Annotated in this window: 16 protein-coding genes and 2 tRNA genes; 7 read left to right on the top strand and 11 right to left on the bottom strand. The window is 36.8% G+C overall.

Annotation, left to right across the window (positions count from 1 at the left end; genetic code table 11):
- Positions 1 to 13 precede the first annotated feature (13 nt).
- The 3 genes from C237_RS0111890 to C237_RS0111880 all read right to left on the bottom strand — a co-directional run bounded on the left by C237_RS0111890 (position 14) and on the right by C237_RS0111880 (position 2,251).
- Positions 14 to 559: a CopD family protein gene (locus tag C237_RS0111890; protein WP_018676684.1), complete on the bottom strand. Its 546-nt coding sequence runs from the start codon at positions 557 to 559 to the stop codon at positions 14 to 16.
- Between the two features lie 12 nt (positions 560 to 571).
- The gene (locus C237_RS0111885; RefSeq protein ID WP_018676683.1) at positions 572 to 1,393 is read right to left on the bottom strand and encodes an SAM hydrolase/SAM-dependent halogenase family protein; all 822 of its coding nucleotides are present in this window, start codon (positions 1,391 to 1,393) and stop codon (positions 572 to 574) included.
- A gap of 84 nt (positions 1,394 to 1,477) precedes the next feature.
- On the bottom strand, positions 1,478 to 2,251 hold the full coding sequence (locus C237_RS0111880; protein ID WP_018676682.1) for an MBL fold metallo-hydrolase: 774 nt from the start codon (positions 2,249 to 2,251) through the stop codon (positions 1,478 to 1,480).
- 64 nt (positions 2,252 to 2,315) lie between these two features.
- Between C237_RS0111880 and C237_RS0111875 the strand changes: the two genes are divergently transcribed.
- From C237_RS0111875 to C237_RS0111845, 7 genes are all read left to right on the top strand, one after another.
- A complete protein-coding gene (locus C237_RS0111875) occupies positions 2,316 to 3,749 on the top strand; it encodes a hypothetical protein (protein ID WP_018676681.1) in 1,434 nt (477 codons plus the stop codon).
- A 2-nt stretch (positions 3,750 to 3,751) separates the two neighbouring features.
- Positions 3,752 to 4,339, top strand: a complete 588-nt coding sequence (locus C237_RS0111870) for an HAD family hydrolase (protein WP_026315675.1) — start codon at positions 3,752 to 3,754, stop codon at positions 4,337 to 4,339.
- A 40-nt stretch (positions 4,340 to 4,379) separates the two neighbouring features.
- The gene (locus tag C237_RS0111865; protein WP_026315674.1) at positions 4,380 to 4,886 is read left to right on the top strand and encodes a hypothetical protein; all 507 of its coding nucleotides are present in this window, start codon (positions 4,380 to 4,382) and stop codon (positions 4,884 to 4,886) included.
- Positions 4,886 to 6,031, top strand: coding sequence for a cysteine desulfurase family protein (locus C237_RS0111860; RefSeq protein ID WP_018676678.1), 1,146 nt, complete (start codon positions 4,886 to 4,888; stop codon positions 6,029 to 6,031). The genes C237_RS0111865 and C237_RS0111860 overlap by 1 nt, the downstream gene beginning before the upstream one ends.
- A gap of 76 nt (positions 6,032 to 6,107) precedes the next feature.
- A complete protein-coding gene (gene trxA / locus C237_RS0111855) occupies positions 6,108 to 6,425 on the top strand; it encodes a thioredoxin (RefSeq protein WP_018676677.1) in 318 nt (105 codons plus the stop codon).
- A gap of 153 nt (positions 6,426 to 6,578) precedes the next feature.
- Positions 6,579 to 6,652: transfer RNA gene (locus tag C237_RS0111850), tRNA-Asp, on the top strand.
- A gap of 18 nt (positions 6,653 to 6,670) precedes the next feature.
- Positions 6,671 to 6,744: transfer RNA gene (locus C237_RS0111845), tRNA-Asp, on the top strand.
- 61 nt (positions 6,745 to 6,805) lie between these two features.
- Here the strand turns inward: C237_RS0111845 and C237_RS0111840 are convergent.
- The 8 genes from C237_RS0111840 to C237_RS0111800 form a co-directional block, all read right to left on the bottom strand.
- On the bottom strand, positions 6,806 to 8,572 hold the full coding sequence (locus tag C237_RS0111840; protein ID WP_018676676.1) for an aminopeptidase P family protein: 1,767 nt from the start codon (positions 8,570 to 8,572) through the stop codon (positions 6,806 to 6,808).
- Positions 8,573 to 9,007: 435 nt separating this feature from the next.
- Positions 9,008 to 10,429: an L-serine ammonia-lyase gene (locus C237_RS0111830; protein WP_018676674.1), complete on the bottom strand. Its 1,422-nt coding sequence runs from the start codon at positions 10,427 to 10,429 to the stop codon at positions 9,008 to 9,010.
- Positions 10,430 to 10,477: 48 nt separating this feature from the next.
- Positions 10,478 to 11,116 (bottom strand): alpha/beta hydrolase, encoded by a 639-nt coding sequence (locus C237_RS0111825; RefSeq protein WP_018676673.1) that lies wholly within the window; start codon positions 11,114 to 11,116, stop codon positions 10,478 to 10,480.
- A gap of 49 nt (positions 11,117 to 11,165) precedes the next feature.
- Positions 11,166 to 12,503, bottom strand: a complete 1,338-nt coding sequence (locus tag C237_RS0111820; protein ID WP_026315673.1) for a UDP-N-acetylmuramate--L-alanine ligase — start codon at positions 12,501 to 12,503, stop codon at positions 11,166 to 11,168.
- 17 nt (positions 12,504 to 12,520) lie between these two features.
- Positions 12,521 to 13,324 (bottom strand): lysophospholipid acyltransferase family protein, encoded by an 804-nt coding sequence (locus C237_RS0111815; RefSeq protein ID WP_018676671.1) that lies wholly within the window; start codon positions 13,322 to 13,324, stop codon positions 12,521 to 12,523.
- 26 nt (positions 13,325 to 13,350) lie between these two features.
- Positions 13,351 to 13,980: an NUDIX hydrolase gene (locus tag C237_RS0111810; protein WP_018676670.1), complete on the bottom strand. Its 630-nt coding sequence runs from the start codon at positions 13,978 to 13,980 to the stop codon at positions 13,351 to 13,353.
- A 3-nt stretch (positions 13,981 to 13,983) separates the two neighbouring features.
- The gene (locus C237_RS0111805) at positions 13,984 to 14,679 is read right to left on the bottom strand and encodes a potassium channel family protein (RefSeq protein ID WP_018676669.1); all 696 of its coding nucleotides are present in this window, start codon (positions 14,677 to 14,679) and stop codon (positions 13,984 to 13,986) included.
- Between the two features lie 34 nt (positions 14,680 to 14,713).
- Entirely contained in the window at positions 14,714 to 16,471 is a 1,758-nt protein-coding gene (locus tag C237_RS0111800; protein ID WP_018676668.1) for a TrkH family potassium uptake protein, read from the bottom strand.
- Positions 16,472 to 16,476: the final 5 nt, after the last annotated feature.

The following is a 16,476-nucleotide window of genomic DNA, read 5'->3' as shown; positions in this document are numbered from 1 at the left end:
ATTTTGTAAACGCTTATTTTCTGTTTTTATTGACCAATTTTACCGTCATCATAATTAAAAAAACAATTGAGAAAAAACCGAGTAATAGTTTCCACCAATTGGCAATGGTTTCGGACTTTAAAATTACCGTAAATACCACCAAAAATAAAATAAAAGTGGCAACTTCATTGGCTTGCCTTAATTTGATATTAGGAATGCCCAACGATTGATGGTTAAGATTTTTAATCTTAAGAATTGTTCGCCAACACCAATAATGATAGCCTGCCAAACCCAATAAAAAACTTAGTTTAAGATGAAACCAAGTCATCTTTAAAAGGTAAGGATTCATGATGATAAGGGTAATCCCAAATGCCAACATCAAAACGCCCGCTGGTACAGTAATGATGTTCCACAAGCGTCTAATCATAAATACATATTGGGCTCTTAGAATGTCTTGCTTAGGTGCGGTAAAGTCGTCGGTATCTTTATAGTACACAAAAAGTCTTACCAAATAGAATAGTCCAGCAAAATAACTGACCATAAAAATAATATGCAATGCTTTGATGATAAGATAGGTCATAATCTAAGTGGTTTACTGAAACTCAATATAAATTTTATCGCCCACTTTAAAGCCTAGTAACGAGTGGGCACCATTTTGTCTATCGCCTTTATAAATAGAAATTTCTAGTAAATCAGCATCATTGAACAAGGCGATAGGTTTACCATGAAACTTTTTCTCTTCCTTCCAGTCTGTAATAATGTCGGTGTATTGATTATAGATTTTGGACAAGGTATAATTTCGGAATTTCACTACAAAATCTTCATACGCTGCAAATTTCTCTTGGAAAAAATTTTTATTAATATTGGAAATGGCATTGCCAAAATTATCGACATAAATAATTTGCCCTGCCATAATTTTATCGTTGTATACTGCTCTAGGAAACGAGAGGTCTTTCACTTCATTAAAAGTCCTTCCGATGACTTCTGGCAAACCACCATTATACAAATGTACAGCGGCTGGAGCGAGTACATCAGTCGCAGTAAAATTGACTTCATCATCAAAACGGTTGTTTAGGGTAATTTCAAAAACTTCTTCGGGTTTTATATCGAAAAAAATAAGGCTCATCAGCCCATTATCTACCGTCACAAAATAATGTCCATCTACCTTGTAGATAATTGGTTTTCTTTCTTTATGATAAAAACTATCCACTGCAATAAGATGTACCGTGCCTTTAGGAAAATAGCGATAGGCATTTCTTATAATATAAGCGGATTGTAGTAAATCATAAGGCTGGATGTTATGGCTAATATCAATGATGTTGGCGTCTTCTTTTAAGGATACAATACGCCCTTTAATAGCCCCTACACGGTGGTCTATCAATCCATAGTCAGATGTCAGCGTAATTATTGCCATGTCGCAAAGATAAGGATTTTACGAAAGGCGGAAAATAATATGACTAAAAATAAACTTAATTATTGTAGTAGTGGTTTTTAGAAATTAATTAAAATGAATTGTTAGCCCATCGTAAGCCAAATGAACTCCCTTAGGGAGGAGATTTTGCTCAACTTCTTTATGAAAGCCTAAGTGATGACTAATATGGGTAAGATAGGTGATTTTAGGTTTTAGGCGGTTGATGATTTCTAATACTTCGGGTAAAATTAAATGAGAATGATGTTCTTTTTCGGCTCTTAAGCAATTGATGATAAGAACATCTAAGTTCATAAGTTGAGCCATAGAAGTCTCAGGAATAGATTTAGCATCGGTAATATAAGCGAGATTCCCTATTTTATAGCCCAATATAGGTAGTTTCCCATGCATAATTTCAATAGGTGTTATGGTGGCATCGAATAATTTAAAGGGTTGGGGTGTAATTTCTATCAACTCAAAACTTGGGGCACCAGGGTAGCGGTGTTCTGCAAAGGCATAGGGAAAACGATATTGTATTTCTTTAGCCACTCTCTGCTGGCAGTAGATAGGCATATCTTGCTGATTGATGAATATAAGGGGTCTCAAGTCATCTAAACCGATGATATGATCGTTGTGTTCATGGGTAACCAGTACGGCATCTACTTGATGTTCGTTTTGTGCTAGCATTTGCTGTCTAAAATCTGGACCACAATCGATTAATATTTTTTTTTCAGTATTTGTAGTGATGAGGGCTGATGTTCTAAGTCGCTTATCTTTAGGGTTTTTAGATAAACAAACGGGGTGGCTGGAACCAATAACTGGTACGCCCTGTGAGGTGCCAGTGCCTAAAAATTTCAATTGCATTTTTGATATTTAAATCATTTTGGTAAATTTACAAAAATTTTTTATTGTAAAATAAATTTAAACAATGTCTGAAATAAAACCTATTTTAGCGCCTAAACAAAAGGCATTAGCTATAAATCTTGACCCAAACATCTATGGTACATTCGCAGAAATCGGGGCAGGGCAAGAGACCGTAAGACACTTTTTTCGTGCAGGAGGCTCTTCGCTTACCATTGCTAAAGCGATGTCTGCTTACGATAAAGAATATAGTAATGCCATCTATGGTAAGGAAGAGAAAAATCGCTTTGTAACTCAAAATAGGCTTAAAAAGATGCTAAAGCACGAAGTGCGTTTGATTGAAGAACGGCTGGATAATAAGGATACACCCGATAGAAAATTTTTCTCATATGCCAATACCGTTACTACCATTAATTATCATAAAACCTTTAAAGGTCATGGTTGGGTAGGGCTTATGTTTCAGCACGAAGCCGATGCGGAATATAGCGAAATAGTATTGCATATCCGTTTTAAAGAAAACGATTCCACACACCAGCAGGAAACCCTTGGTAATCTTGGGGTTAATCTAATCTATGGTGCTTTTAACTATGCCGATAACCCTAGACGATTAATCAATAGCTTATATGATGAGATTTCTATTGACCGTATAGAAATTGATATGATTGATTTTCAAGGACCTGCATTTGAGTATGTAGACAACCGTTTGATGAGCCTTCAGTTGGTAAAAAAAGGCATGACCGAAGCGGTGATTTTCAATTCAGAAGGTCAGCCGATGCTACCTGCGGATATTCTTTATAAAAAAGATGTTTTTGCGGTTCGTGGGAGTTTTAGACCCGTAACTTTGGTAAATACCGATATGTTTGAAAATGGATTAGAATTATTTCTAAAGGATACAGGCGGTGAGCCAAAAGATACGGTAATTATTTTTGAAATTACCATTTCTAACCTTAGAGCCACGGGGAAAATAGACGAGCGAGATTTCCTAGATAGGGTAGATGTTTTAGCCAAACTCGGCTATACCGTTATGATTTCCAACTTCTCGGAATACTATCGTTTGGTGGAATATTTTTATAATTATAACATCCGTTATCTTGGCATTGGTATGGGGGTAAACAATCTATTGATGGTATTCGATGAGGAATATTATAAACACCTACCTGGAGGTATCTTGGAGGCGTTTGGTAAGTTCTTTAGAAAAGATATGAAAGTGTATCTCTATCCATATAAAGACCCGGAAACCCACGAATACCTTTATTCTGAAAACTTAAAAGTTAATGATAATCTAAAAGAATTATACAAATACTTCAAACTAAATAATAGAATTGTAGATATCGAAAATCATAACCCTGCCTATTCAGAAATCTATTCTAGAGAAATCTTGGCAAAAATCGCTCAATGTGAAACGGGTTGGGAGCATCAGTTACCAGAAGGGGTAGCAGATATGATTAAGGAACGCGGTATGTTTGGCTATAAAGAAGCCATAGAACTTAAAGAGTTTTAATGATGAAAAAACTCTACCTTTTTGATTTTGATGGCACGCTTACAACCAAAGATACGATGTTTCTGTATCTAAAGTTTTACAACCGAAAGAAATATTATATCCAATTCATAAAGTATTTGCCATTATTTATACTTTTAAAATTAAAGTTAATGAATGCTCAAAAGGTGAAAGAAAGTTTTATTTCTGGGGTTTTAAAAGGGGAGACCAAAACGAAGCTATATAAAACTTCGCAAGCATTTTTTGAACAATATTACCCTAAAATTATTAGAAACAATGCATTGGATTTTATAAAAAGTATAGACCGTTCTCAAACTTATAGTTATATCGTAACGGCATCTTTGGATATTTGGGTAAGTCCTTTTGCTGAAGCGTTTGGTATGAATTTATTAGCGACTGAAGCACTATTTGAAGGGGAACAATTTACGGGGAAATTTAAAACCAAGAATTGTAATGGTGAAGAAAAAGTAAGGAGGATAGAAATGGCAACCCAAGATTTAGTTTATGACAAAAGCATAGCGTTTGGCGATACCAATGGCGACCGACCGATGTTGGATTGGGCAAATGAAGGTCATTTTCGTTTTTTTCATTGATGGATTATTTTTTGTATTTTAGCACCAAAATCACATCAATATGAAACATTTATTTTTAATATCAGGATTATGCCTATGTACTATGTGTACGCCTCAAAATAAGAAAATTATGGCAGAACAGCACTCGACTACGCAGACGATAGAAGACTATAATAGTCAAGATTATTTATTTCATGCAGAGTTTAATGGAGGAACTCAGCAGCAAGGTTTTAGAATACTCAAGACACAATCTGAACTCGACGCGATGCTAGGTGGGAACGATTTTATATTAAAAGAAGAACAGTCTAAATCTACCGATTCAAAAGTTGTATTTCCAGAACATCAAACCGTTATTTTATATAATTTTGGCGAGTTCCGCTCTGGCGATCATACACCAAAAGGGATTGAGCGTATTGCATTAGTAGATGGGGTGCTAGAGGTCTACCTCAAAAAAGATCCACCGAGTAAATTTCCAGATCGGGAAATGGCAATACAAGTAATATCGACCCCTTATATGGTATTCTCTGTTCCAAAGACTTATGAATTTAAAACCATAGTGATTAAATAATGGAAAAAATATATTTAGATTACGCAGCTACGACACCCTTGTCGGAAGAAGTGATTGAAGCAATGGTAGCGTCTATGAAAAATCAATATGGGAACCCTTCGTCTACCCATAGTATTGGTCAAGAAGCCAAAACCAAAATTGAAGAGGTACGCCGCCAAGTAGCAGAAACATTGAATGTGCAACCCAGTGAAATTGTGTTTACCTCGTGTGGTACGGAATCCAACAATATGATTATTAAATCTTGTGTGGAACACTTGGGTATAGAGCGCATTATAACCTCGCCATTGGAGCATAAGTGTGTAGCGGAAACTTGTCTAGACATGAAGAAAAGGAAAGAGGTAGAGTTGGTTTACCTTCGTCCAGATTCAAAAGGTGATTTAGATTTGGAGCAACTGAAAACACAGTTGGCATCATCAGACAAAAAAACTTTGGTGTCTTTAATGCATGCTAATAACGAGGTAGGGAATTTATATGATATTAAAGCAATAGCGAAACTGTGCAAAGACAATGGTGCTCTATTCCATTCTGATACGGTACAAACTGTGGCACATTTGGAATTAGATTTTGAAGATACGCCGTTGGATTTTGCTTCTTGTAGTGCTCATAAATTTTTTGGACCTAAGGGGTCAGGCTTTGCATTTATCAGAAAGTCTTCTGGATTAAAAGCGTTGATTACTGGAGGACCACAAGAGCGTAGCCTAAGAGCTGGAACGGAAAATGTTTGCGGAATTGTAGGTTTAGGCAAAGCATTGGAATTATCAATGGAACATTTACAATCTTATAAAGAGAAAATACAATCGATCAAAGATTATACCATAGAGCAACTATCAAAACATATTGAAGGGGTAAAGTTTAATGGTAGAAGTGCTGAGCAAGACCGTAGTCTGTATACTGTTTTGAGTGTATTGCTTCCGTTTAAAAATCCATTACTTAGTTTGCAACTTGATATGAAGGGAATCGCGATTTCGCAAGGAAGTGCTTGTAGTTCTGGTGCGAGTAAGCCCTCTATGGTTATGATGATGCTTTTAGATGAAAAGGAAATGGAATCTTGTACACCGCTAAGGGTATCTTTTAGCCATCAAACAACGAAAGAAGAAATAGACGCGCTAGTGGCAGCTTTGTTGGATATAAAAGCAAAATTATAGATAATAACAATTTAAAGTATTGATGCTATCATCAATATAATACAGTATATTTGTGAAAAATTAAAATAAAATTATTATGGCATTAGAATTTACAGACAGTAATTTTAAAGATGAAGTATTAGGTTCAGATAAGCCCGTATTGGTGGACTTTTGGGCAGTATGGTGTGGACCATGCAGAATGTTAGCCCCAATCATTGATGAGCTTTCAAACGATTTTGAAGGTAAAGCATTAGTTGGAAAGGTAGATGTGGATAACAACCAACAGACGGCAATGGAGTATGGTATTAGAAATATTCCTACCATGCTGATTTTTAAAAATGGAGAAGTTGTAGAAAAATTGGTTGGTGTATCGCCTAAAGAAGCTATTGCGGCCAAGTTATTTGCTCATCTTTAATAAAATAATTAGATTGATTTACAACGCCTTTTGAATAAAAGGCGTTTTTTTTACAATAAAAATTTTGTTGGTATTATAAAAAGTTATATTTTTGCAACCACATTATTCAGACAAGCGTACATCATAATAAGTACAGAATAATAATTCTAAAAAGATCCGGTAGTTCAGCTGGTTAGAATACCTGCCTGTCACGCAGGTGGTCGCGGGTTCGAGTCCCGTCCGGATCGCATTTTTTTAGATATTTAGATCCGGTAGTTCAGCTGGTTAGAATACCTGCCTGTCACGCAGGTGGTCGCGGGTTCGAGTCCCGTCCGGATCGCAATAAAAAAGCCTATCAAAATTTTGATAGGCTTTTTTTTGTAATTGTGTGCTAGCACTTTTTACAAAGGCTTTACCATGTCTAGAAACCATGCTTTTACATCGCCTTCCAGATGCGGGGCTAATTTCTCTTCGCACCATTTGTGGTAATCGTTTAACCATTTAATTTCCACATCTGTCATCAACTCTTTGTTGAAGATCTCTTTATCGAATGGACAAATGGTAAGGGTTTCAAAGTTGTAGAATGTTCCAAATGGGGTAGTTTCCACTTCTTTTACAGCGATTAAATTCTCATGACGAATTCCGTATTCGTTTTCTAAATAAAATCCTGGTTCATTAGAACAAACCATTCCTGGTAGTAATTCTTGAGGGTTCATATCTTTACGAATATTTTGAGGTCCTTCGTGTACATTCATAAAACTGCCTACGCCATGTCCTGTACCGTGTGCATAATCTTTACCCTTCATCCAAAGTGGAAGTCTGGCAATCGCATCAATATGGAAACCTCTTGTGCCTTTTGGAAATTTAGCAATAGAAAGTTGAATCATTCCTTTTAACACTAAAGTACAATCATCGATAAAGTTTTGTGAGACTTTCCCTAACTTTACGGTTCTTGTAATATCCGTTGTTCCTTCTAAATATTGACCACCTGAATCTACCAAAATACTCCCTTCTGCAAAGACTTCTTTACAATCGTTTTCTTTAGCGGAATAATGGACAATTGCACCATTGCCTTGATAACCGATAATACTTCCAAAACTAATGCCCACAAAATTTTCACCTTCTGCACGGAAACTTCTCAATTTTTCACCAATGGTATATTCCGTCATAGGTTCTTTTCCTACTTGGTGTTTTAGCCAATAGAGGAATTTCACCATGGCTACCCCATCTCTTACCATTACTTTACGGAAGCCCTCTAACTCGGTCTTGTTTTTCTGAGCTTTCATCAGGTGTCCAGGTACTGCAGAAAGTACAAAATGATTGCCTTCTAAAGCATTAAATACCGATTGATTGGTATTAGGTGAAATTAAAATATTTTCGTTTTTAAATTGCTTTAAATAATTAAAAAATTCGTTGTAAGGCATTACTTTTACATTGGCGTCTTGCATTTGCTTTTGAGCCTCGGAATTAAGTTTTGCAGTATCTACAAACAATACCGTTTCGTCTTTAGAAAGCACAATATAACCTAAAAATACAGGGTTACTCGTCACATCACTTCCTCTAAGGTTAAGCGTCCACGCCACATCATCTAAACTTGAAATAATATGCACAGAAGTATTTTGCGCCTCCATTTTTTTACGAATGGCAGATAGTTTATCCTCTACCGACTGTCCTGCCCACTTTACGGGTTGGGTGAAGACTTCGTTTTTGGAAGGTTCAGGTCTTTCTGTCCAGATCTTATCCAATAATGGATTATCTACGAGTTGAATATCTTTCTTTGCTAATTTGTCTTCAAGACTTTTCCAATTGGCATGTGAGGTTGCTAAGGCATTTACAGCTACTTTTCCACCTTTTGGTGTTTGCTCTATAATCCAATCGGTATAATTAGGAGTTCCCTCTATACCATCTTTCATTAGGCTGATACCAGAGCCTTCTAATTCAATAGGGGCTTGTACAAAATAGCGTCCATCTGTCCATAAAGCGGCTTGTTCTTGGGTGATGACTACAAACCCTGCAGAGCCAGTAAAGCCTGAAAGCCATTTTCTTTCTTGCCACTCTTTCGGTAGGTATTCGCTCATATGCGGGTCTGCTGAAAATACGATAAATGCATTGATGTTTTGTTCTTTCATTTGGGCACGGAGTGCCGTTATTTTTTCTTTAGTTGTCATTATAAAATCTAATTTTGATGGTAAAGTTACGAAAAATATGATTATTAGTTTTTAGCGATTTTAAAAATTTTCTTTTTAAACGACGATTTATCCAATGATGATTATCATCTTGTATGTCGAAAGTACTGTATTTCTCATTTATGATTTATTTCCATTTTATCAGTTGGAAATTTTTTTAAGAAATATCTTTGATTAATTTATATTTTAAATAATTCGAATCTATTGTACAAATATCTAAGAATGTTTTTTCTGCGTGAGGGCGGAGGGCATTGTTGGAGTTCCTTTTTTTGGCTTTTCTGAAAAAGCCAAAAAAGAACGACTGCCCGTAGACCGACGCTTTGCCTTTTTTTTAAAAAAAGGCAGAGGGGCACGCCCAAAATATAAGGTAATTTTAAAGGGTAATTTTTATGCTAAATGTTTTGCTGATTTTGACTGCTAGCACTCTGCTATATTCACAGCTATGGCTAAGCCACCTTCTGAGGTTTCTTTGTATTTAGAATTCATGTCTTGGGCGGTTTCCCACATGGATTTTATCACATGGTCTAGGCTGACGCGGGCGTTTTTGGGATTGCTTTCCAACGCCAGATTAGAAGCAGTAATCGCCTTCATCGCACCCATAGAATTGCGCTCGATACACGGGATTTGTACCAGTCCTTTGATTGGGTCGCAAGTCAGTCCCAAATGGTGTTCCATAGCGATTTCGGCAGCCATCAGCACTTGTTCTGGAGTACCACCTGAAATTTCTGTAAGCCCTGCCGCTGCCATCGCCGAAGAAACGCCAATCTCTGCTTGGCAACCACCTGCCGCAGCGGAAATGGTAGCATTCTTTTTAAATAAAGTCCCCACTTCACCCGCGACTAATAGGAAGTGAATGATATCGTCTTTGGAATTAAATTCGGTGCAGGTTTGAGCATACATTAGCACTGCGGGAATGACACCGCTGGCACCATTGGTAGGAGCGGTAATGATGCGTCCAAAACTGGCATTTTCCTCATTGACTGCTAACGCAAAACACGAGACCCATTTGGTAATATTATTAAAGTTTTTTTCAGCATTAACCACAAGATTAAACCACTCATCGATATTGTGATAGACTTTGTCTTCGCCCAATAGTTTTCTGTTAAGTGCGGCGGCTCTGCGGGTGACATTAAGCCCGCCTGGTAAAATTCCTTCTTTATTAACGCCTTTATAGATGCATTCTTTGATTTGTTGCCATATATAGAGGGCTTCGGCTTCGGTTTCTTCTTGGCTGCGCCAAGATTCCTCATTGATTTTAATTAAATCAGAAATTTTATCTAATTTCAGCCGTTCGCAGTTGTCGATGATATCTTTACCTTTATGGCAAGGATAGAGGGTACGCACGCAAGTTTGCTCTAGCGTATTATCTTCTTTAGTCGCTACAAAGCCACCACCTACGGAATAGTAATCTTGGGAAATTTCTGTCCCATCGTTAAATACCGCTCTAAAAATCATTCCATTCGGATGAAAATCAAGGTTTTCGGTCATATTAAGCACCAAATGATGTCCGTAGATAAATGGAATTTCTTTTTCGTTACCTAAATTAAGGGTTTGAGAGGATTTAATATGCTCTATTTTTTCATCGATTTTTGTGGTATCAATGATTTTAAAATTTTCTCCTGCTAATCCTAGCATCCCAGCAATATCAGTACCGTGTCCAATGCCTGTTTTGGCTAATGAACCATAGAACTCTACAAATACTTCTTTCACTTCTTGGATAGAGCGTTCTCTTCGTATCAAATCTAAAAATAGTTCTGCGGCATTCCAAGGTCCCATGGTATGTGAACTGGATGGTCCGATGCCTACTTTGATGATTTCGAAAACGCTAATTGATTGCATAGGATATGATATTTAAAGAATTACAAATATAAGGTAGATTCTATAAACTTAGAAAACTTTTTTAAGAATTTCCGATACTTCGCGATATTTTGTAGCAGGGAAGAGGTGAGTAGCATTCTTAATGACGAAATCTGGATTGGAATTTTTAATAGGAAAGGCTAAGTCCTTATCGCCCATCACTTGAATCACATCTGGGAGTTCGTCGAACTTCCAATCTACAATTTTTTCGAGGCTCCATTTTAAATAATAAGGGTCTCTTACATTAAAGTATTTATCTACTTTGGGGCTATCGGCTTCTATAAATTTTCGGATAAAGCTATAAACGATTACGGATTTTTCTGAGAAGAACGATGCAGGCATTAGGTGTGGAATCTTTGTAAATCTTGCGGTTTTGCCTACCATCGGCATTTCTTTATCCGATTTTATAGACCCCAAAATCACGATTGTTTTAGCAGGGATTTTCTTATGGATTTCCTGAACGATAAGACCTCCGAAAGAATAGCCTAGTAAACAGAATTCTTCGGTGGTATCAATAGGTTCAGCCATTCTATCAACATAATGATGGAAATCTTCGTCTTTTTCTGGCATGAGCCAAGGGATAAATACGGGTTCTAAATGTTCTGGAAATTGAATGCGTTCTAAGATGCTGAAATCTGCACCTAAACCGCTGATGATATAAAGTTTCATAAGGTTTGTATAATGATTCGGGTAACCACTTGCAAACGCTATACCTTTTTTATCTTTTCAAATCCAAACTACCAAAATTACCGCTACTCATCATTAGAAATGCACCTTTGGTTTTATCAAGGCTGTCCCAATAGGTGTGTAAAGATTCTGCATCGGTAAATACTTTAAGATTAGGGTTTTGGAATTTTTCCTTAATTAAGTCTGGGGAAATAGGTGCCATTCGTTTAATCTTAAGGGCTTCTTCGGAATAGAATACTACGGCATGGTCTAAAGCATCTAAAGCATGAGCGTATTGTCCCAAAAATTCCGGGTTTAGTGAAGAGTAAGTATGTAACTCTAAAAAACCGTAGGTGTCTTGCTTGGCAAATTGTTTCGCAAAGGCTTGGGTGGTCGCTTTTACCTTACTTGGAGCGTGGGCAAAATCTTTGTATAAAACGGCGTGGTCGTCGCGTTCTACTTTTTCTAACCGTTTAGATGCCCCTTTAAAACTCATAATTGCCTCATAAAATTCTTCTTCCATAATACCCAATTGTTGGCAAATCAATCGTGCACCTTCCATATTGAGTAAGTTGTGAGCACCAAATACCGATACAGGAATTTTGCCTAGTTCGGTTTTAAGATACACTTGCTGATTGACTACTTCGTAATCAGGGGTTTTATAAGGCATTTTTCTAAAGTAGTTTTCTGCGGTTTCTACCACTTTTACCACTTCTGGGTCTTCTTCATTATAAACTAAAACACCACCCGGTGTAATGGTTGCCACAAATTTTCTAAATTGCTCTATATAATCATCAAAAGTTTTAAATACATTGATATGGTCCCAAGCAATCCCTGAAATCAGAGCAATATTGGGGTGATATAATAAAAATTTAGAACGCAAATCAATAGGTGAGGATAAATATTCATCACCTTCTAGAATCATAAAATCATTTTCTGCTGTGGTTTTCACCATACAATCAAAGCCTTCTAATTGCGCTCCCACCATAAAGTCCACTTCTTTTTGATGAAAGTTTAACACATGTAAAATCATCGAAGTAATGGTGGTCTTCCCATGAGACCCTCCAATAACCACTCTGGTTTTATCTTTGCTTTGCTCATAAAGGAATTCTGGGTAAGAGTAAATTTTTAGTCCTAATGCTTTAGCCTTAGCTAATTCTGGATTGTCGGCATGGGCGTGCATACCAAGAATTACAGCATCAATATCTTGGGTGATTTTTTCTGGAAACCAACCGATTTGTTCGGGCAAAATACCCTTTTGTGCTAATCTAGATTTGGAAGGTTCAAAGATAGTATCATCAGAACCTGTTACTTGGTAGCCTTTATCTTTTAGAGCAATGGCGAGATTATGCATGGCACTACCGCCAATAGCGATGAAATGTGTTTTCAATGGGAGTGTTTTTATGGTTAGTCGTTATTGCGTTCTTCTTGTTTTTTCTTTTTTAGTTCCTCGTCGTAATCATGGAGCACATTATGCTCTGGGGTTTGCTCTATGGCAAACATAATTTTTTCTAGGATTTCTTGTGCCGTTTCGTTTTCGTAATCAATATCTAAAGCGGGTTTAAATTCCATAGTCGGTTCCACGCCAGTAACTTTTATTTTCAGTCCTTTTTTGTCGAAAGCTCTACGGAAGCCATTGATTTTAATAGGAATAACGATAGGTTTTTGTTGTTTAATGAGTTTTGCCGTTCCTTTTCTACCTTGTGCAAAGGCAGAAGTGGTCCCTTGTGGAAAGGTAATCACCCAGCCGTTATCCAATGCTTTTACAATGTTTTCCACTTCGCTCATATCTACCATACGGTTGACATTTTTTCCCTCGGCACGCCAAGTTCTTTTAACGGTAACGGCTCCTGCAAGTTTAAAGATACGAGCTAACAACCCTTTATCCATAGTTTCTTTCGCTGCTACATAATAGAAATCTACTTTGGGATTGAGAAGGTAAATAGGATTTTTAATGGTATTGAGATAGCCATTATTTACCGCACAAAAAGCGTGGTACATGGCTGCCACATCTGCAAAATAAGTTTGGTGGTTAGATACAAATAGGACATTTCTCTGTGGTAAGTCAACCAAGTTTTCAGACCCTGAAATTTTGAGTTTATTGAACCCGTTAAAGCGTCTATAAGATACCAATCCTAAAACGAAGATTATAAATCGTTTCAAGAAATAGAGGTTTCCAAATGAGTCGGTAAAAATTGTTTTTTTCGCCATATTTAAAATGGATTAAGCGGACAAATTTACACATTTTTAAGCAATCGGCTAAATTCGCTTAAAATCATAGAGGTGGCACCCCAAATGGTGTAGTCTTTATAGTGAATCACAGGGACTTCTATGCCTTTAGTATCGGGAAGGGACATCCACTTTGGGCGTTCGGTCAGTTCCAAAAGTTCGGATATCGGTAACTCTATTAATTCCACAGCTTCGCGTTCTTGTAAATGGTAGGTTGGATTCTTTTTAGTATAAGAAATATACGCATATACATAGAAATTGCTCGGTGGAATATAGATGGGGCTAATTTCCCTTATCAATCGAATATAAGCTTTATGAACCCCAAGCTCCTCAGAGGTTTCTCTAATGGCAGTTGCCGCAAAGTTTTTGTCCTCTGGCTCTTGTTTTCCACCAGGTAAAGAAATTTGCCCACTATGGCGGTCGTTTTTGTTGGTGCTTCTCACAATTAGAGGGATATGCCACTCGTCATTTTTTAGGTAGAGTAGCAGATTAACGGCAGCCCATTTGGGTTGCTTGGATAAGATTTCTTCAAAAGTGAATAGCGGTCGGTAGGGTGGCGAAAACAGGCGGTGGGCTTGCTCCCCCTCTAAAGGGGCTTGCTTTATTTTCTTGACCAAATCTCTACCGAATCCATTCATATATTAAGGTCTTAGTTTTAGTTTAAGGAAGCGCTGTAAGTCTTTATTAGAGCCATAAAGCACCAATATATCGCCAGATTCCAAAATATTATTGGCAACAGCAACGCCCAATACTTTATTCTCTTTTTTAGTTTTACCTAATAGACTTTTTACTTCTACTTGCTTTATAATCGTTAAAGGTACTAAATTATATTTTTCTCTAAAGTTGAGGTCTTTTAAAGTTTGACCTACATATTCTTCAGGGACTTTAGCTTCGATGATACTGTATTCTTGGTTCAATTCAAATGAATCTACCACATTGCAGAGACAGAGTTTTTTTGCCCATCTTTCGGCGGTTTCTTCTTCGGGGTGTACTATTTCGTCTACACCAATGGCTTGTAGCACTTTTTCGTGTAAAGGGTTGATGGCTCTACTGATGAGGCGTTTTACTTGTAGATTTTTAAGTAGTGCGGTGGTCATCACATTAGAACCTTGGTCTTCCCCAATGGCCACCACAAAGATATCGGTGTCTTTTAATGGTAATCCAGATACGGTATATTCGTCTGTGGCGTCCATACAAATGGTATGGGATATTTTTTCTTTGCACGCATCTACTTTTGCCATACTGGTGTCAATCCCAATCACTTCATTGCCTTGAGCAGTTAGTTTTTCGGCTAAAGATGCCCCAAAGTTTCCGAGTCCTACGATAATATATTTCATAATTTTATTTTATAATGTTTTAATCGGTTTAAATTTAGTTCATTGTTATTTCCTCTTTAGGATATTGGTAGTTTTTGTATTTTGCTTTTTTCACAATGGCAATCACTAAAGATAGCATACTGATACGCCCTACAAACATAATTCCAATAAGCACCATTTTAGAAGGCGCGGTAAGGTCTGCTGTAATACCCAAACTAAGTCCCACGGTACTATAAGCGGAAAAACATTCAAAAGAGATATCCAAAAGATTTTTATCTGGGTCAAAAAAAGTGATGAGCATAATCCCCAGCCCAATTGCCATAAGGGATAGAGTCATAATGGCAAAGGCTCTTCTGATAGAAATTTCTGCCACCTCTCTACGGAATATTTCCACTTTAGATTTACCCTTTGCAAGGCTCAGTACATTCAAGAATGCAATGGCAAAGGTATTGGTTTTAATACCACCACCCGTAGATTGTGGTGAGGCACCTACCCACATCAGAAGAAAAATCATCATAATGGTAGGGAAGGACATAGAGGCATTATCAATAGAGTTGAATCCCGCAGTTCTAGGGGTAGCAGCTGCAAAAAACGAAGTCACAAATTTTCCAAAATAAGAATGGTGTTCTTCCAAAGTATTATGGTATTCCATAATATAAAATAGCAATGTGGCAACCGTTGTTAAAGAAATCGTTGTGACTAAAGTAATACGGCTATCTAAACTGATAATCCAAGGTTTATAAAATCTATTTTTTTTAGAAGTAAAATGTATGATTTGAGAAATTTTATAACGCAGATATTTCAAAATATTCACTACAATAGGGAAGCCCAATCCTCCAAATATAAAAGTAAACGCTACTACTAAGAGTAAGAAATAGTTATATCTAAAAGTGAGGTCGTACAAACTGGCATCTGAGGTTGAAAATCCAGCATTACAGAAGGCAGAAACCGCATGGAAAATTGCAAAAAAGACATGATGAAATTTTGATGGAAATAAATTAGGGTCTACACTAGAATAGATAAGTGCCGCAGAAAATAATTCAATTCCAAAGGTAATTAGGATAATGTTTTTTAGCATAGAAAATACATCGCCTAATTTTTTAGAACTCGTCATATCGCTTAGTGCCAGTTGGTTTTCATAAGAAGTACCCCCTTTGAAAAAATAACTGAAATAACTCGCAAAGGTTAATATCCCTAGTCCACCAATTTGAATTAAAGTAATGATAATCACTTTACCAAAAGTAGTAAAATCTGAACCTGTATTGAGTACTGCAAGCCCCGTTACACAAACGGCACTGGTAGAGGTAAATAAAGCATCAATAAAATCAATGCCATGTACAGTGGCTTTAGGTAAAGTCAACAAATAAGAACCAATTAAAATAATCGCTATAAAACTACTGATGAATAATTGTGCAGGATTGAGCACGGTTCTATTAAAATTAATTTTTAAATCCGAAAACTCTCGGATAAAAGTCAGTACCACCGTAAAAATAACCCAATAGCGATTGGCGAAGAAATGGTCTAATTGCCCATGAAAAGGGCTTAAAAAGTGAAAATAATAAATAACAATGGTAAAAATTACCGTAGCCAAATCAAACAAAAACGATTTGTTTTTTAGAAATCGGATTTTATCCTCGTAATATCTTGTTGCTGTAGAAATTAGCCCAACGGCAAGTACGAAGTGGTAATAGCCATCAAAAATAGTTCTGGACTCTTTGGAATGGGTAAAACCATAGTCTCCAATAAAGGCAATGATTCCCAAGAAACTGATAATCAATGAAAAAATGTATAAAAATCTAAAATTAAATCCCATAGGTC

This window comes from Riemerella columbina DSM 16469 (assembly GCF_000374405.1).
GTDB classification, from domain to species: Bacteria; Bacteroidota; Bacteroidia; order Flavobacteriales; family Weeksellaceae; genus Riemerella; species Riemerella columbina.
The sequence above is the reverse complement of the archived record's forward strand: the minus strand, read 5'-3'. Positions and strand labels throughout refer to the sequence as shown.

Excerpts from the sequence above, each read along its gene's own strand:
- C237_RS0111890 (WP_018676684.1), bottom strand. The coding sequence starts at position 559 with ATGACCTATCTTATCATCAAAGCATTGCATATTATTTTTATGGTCAGT.
- C237_RS0111885 (WP_018676683.1), bottom strand. The coding sequence starts at position 1,393 with ATGGCAATAATTACGCTGACATCTGACTATGGATTGATAGACCACCGT.
- C237_RS0111880 (WP_018676682.1), bottom strand. The coding sequence starts at position 2,251 with ATGCAATTGAAATTTTTAGGCACTGGCACCTCACAGGGCGTACCAGTT.
- C237_RS0111875 (WP_018676681.1), top strand. The coding sequence starts at position 2,316 with ATGTCTGAAATAAAACCTATTTTAGCGCCTAAACAAAAGGCATTAGCT.
- C237_RS0111870 (WP_026315675.1), top strand. The coding sequence starts at position 3,752 with ATGAAAAAACTCTACCTTTTTGATTTTGATGGCACGCTTACAACCAAA.
- C237_RS0111865 (WP_026315674.1), top strand. The coding sequence starts at position 4,380 with ATGAAACATTTATTTTTAATATCAGGATTATGCCTATGTACTATGTGT.
- C237_RS0111860 (WP_018676678.1), top strand. The coding sequence starts at position 4,886 with ATGGAAAAAATATATTTAGATTACGCAGCTACGACACCCTTGTCGGAA.
- trxA (WP_018676677.1), top strand. The coding sequence starts at position 6,108 with ATGGCATTAGAATTTACAGACAGTAATTTTAAAGATGAAGTATTAGGT.
- C237_RS0111840 (WP_018676676.1), bottom strand. The coding sequence starts at position 8,572 with ATGACAACTAAAGAAAAAATAACGGCACTCCGTGCCCAAATGAAAGAA.
- C237_RS0111830 (WP_018676674.1), bottom strand. The coding sequence starts at position 10,429 with ATGCAATCAATTAGCGTTTTCGAAATCATCAAAGTAGGCATCGGACCA.
- C237_RS0111825 (WP_018676673.1), bottom strand. The coding sequence starts at position 11,116 with ATGAAACTTTATATCATCAGCGGTTTAGGTGCAGATTTCAGCATCTTA.
- C237_RS0111815 (WP_018676671.1), bottom strand. The coding sequence starts at position 13,324 with ATGGCGAAAAAAACAATTTTTACCGACTCATTTGGAAACCTCTATTTC.
- C237_RS0111810 (WP_018676670.1), bottom strand. The coding sequence starts at position 13,980 with ATGAATGGATTCGGTAGAGATTTGGTCAAGAAAATAAAGCAAGCCCCT.
- C237_RS0111805 (WP_018676669.1), bottom strand. The coding sequence starts at position 14,679 with ATGAAATATATTATCGTAGGACTCGGAAACTTTGGGGCATCTTTAGCC.
- C237_RS0111800 (WP_018676668.1), bottom strand. The coding sequence starts at position 16,471 with ATGGGATTTAATTTTAGATTTTTATACATTTTTTCATTGATTATCAGT.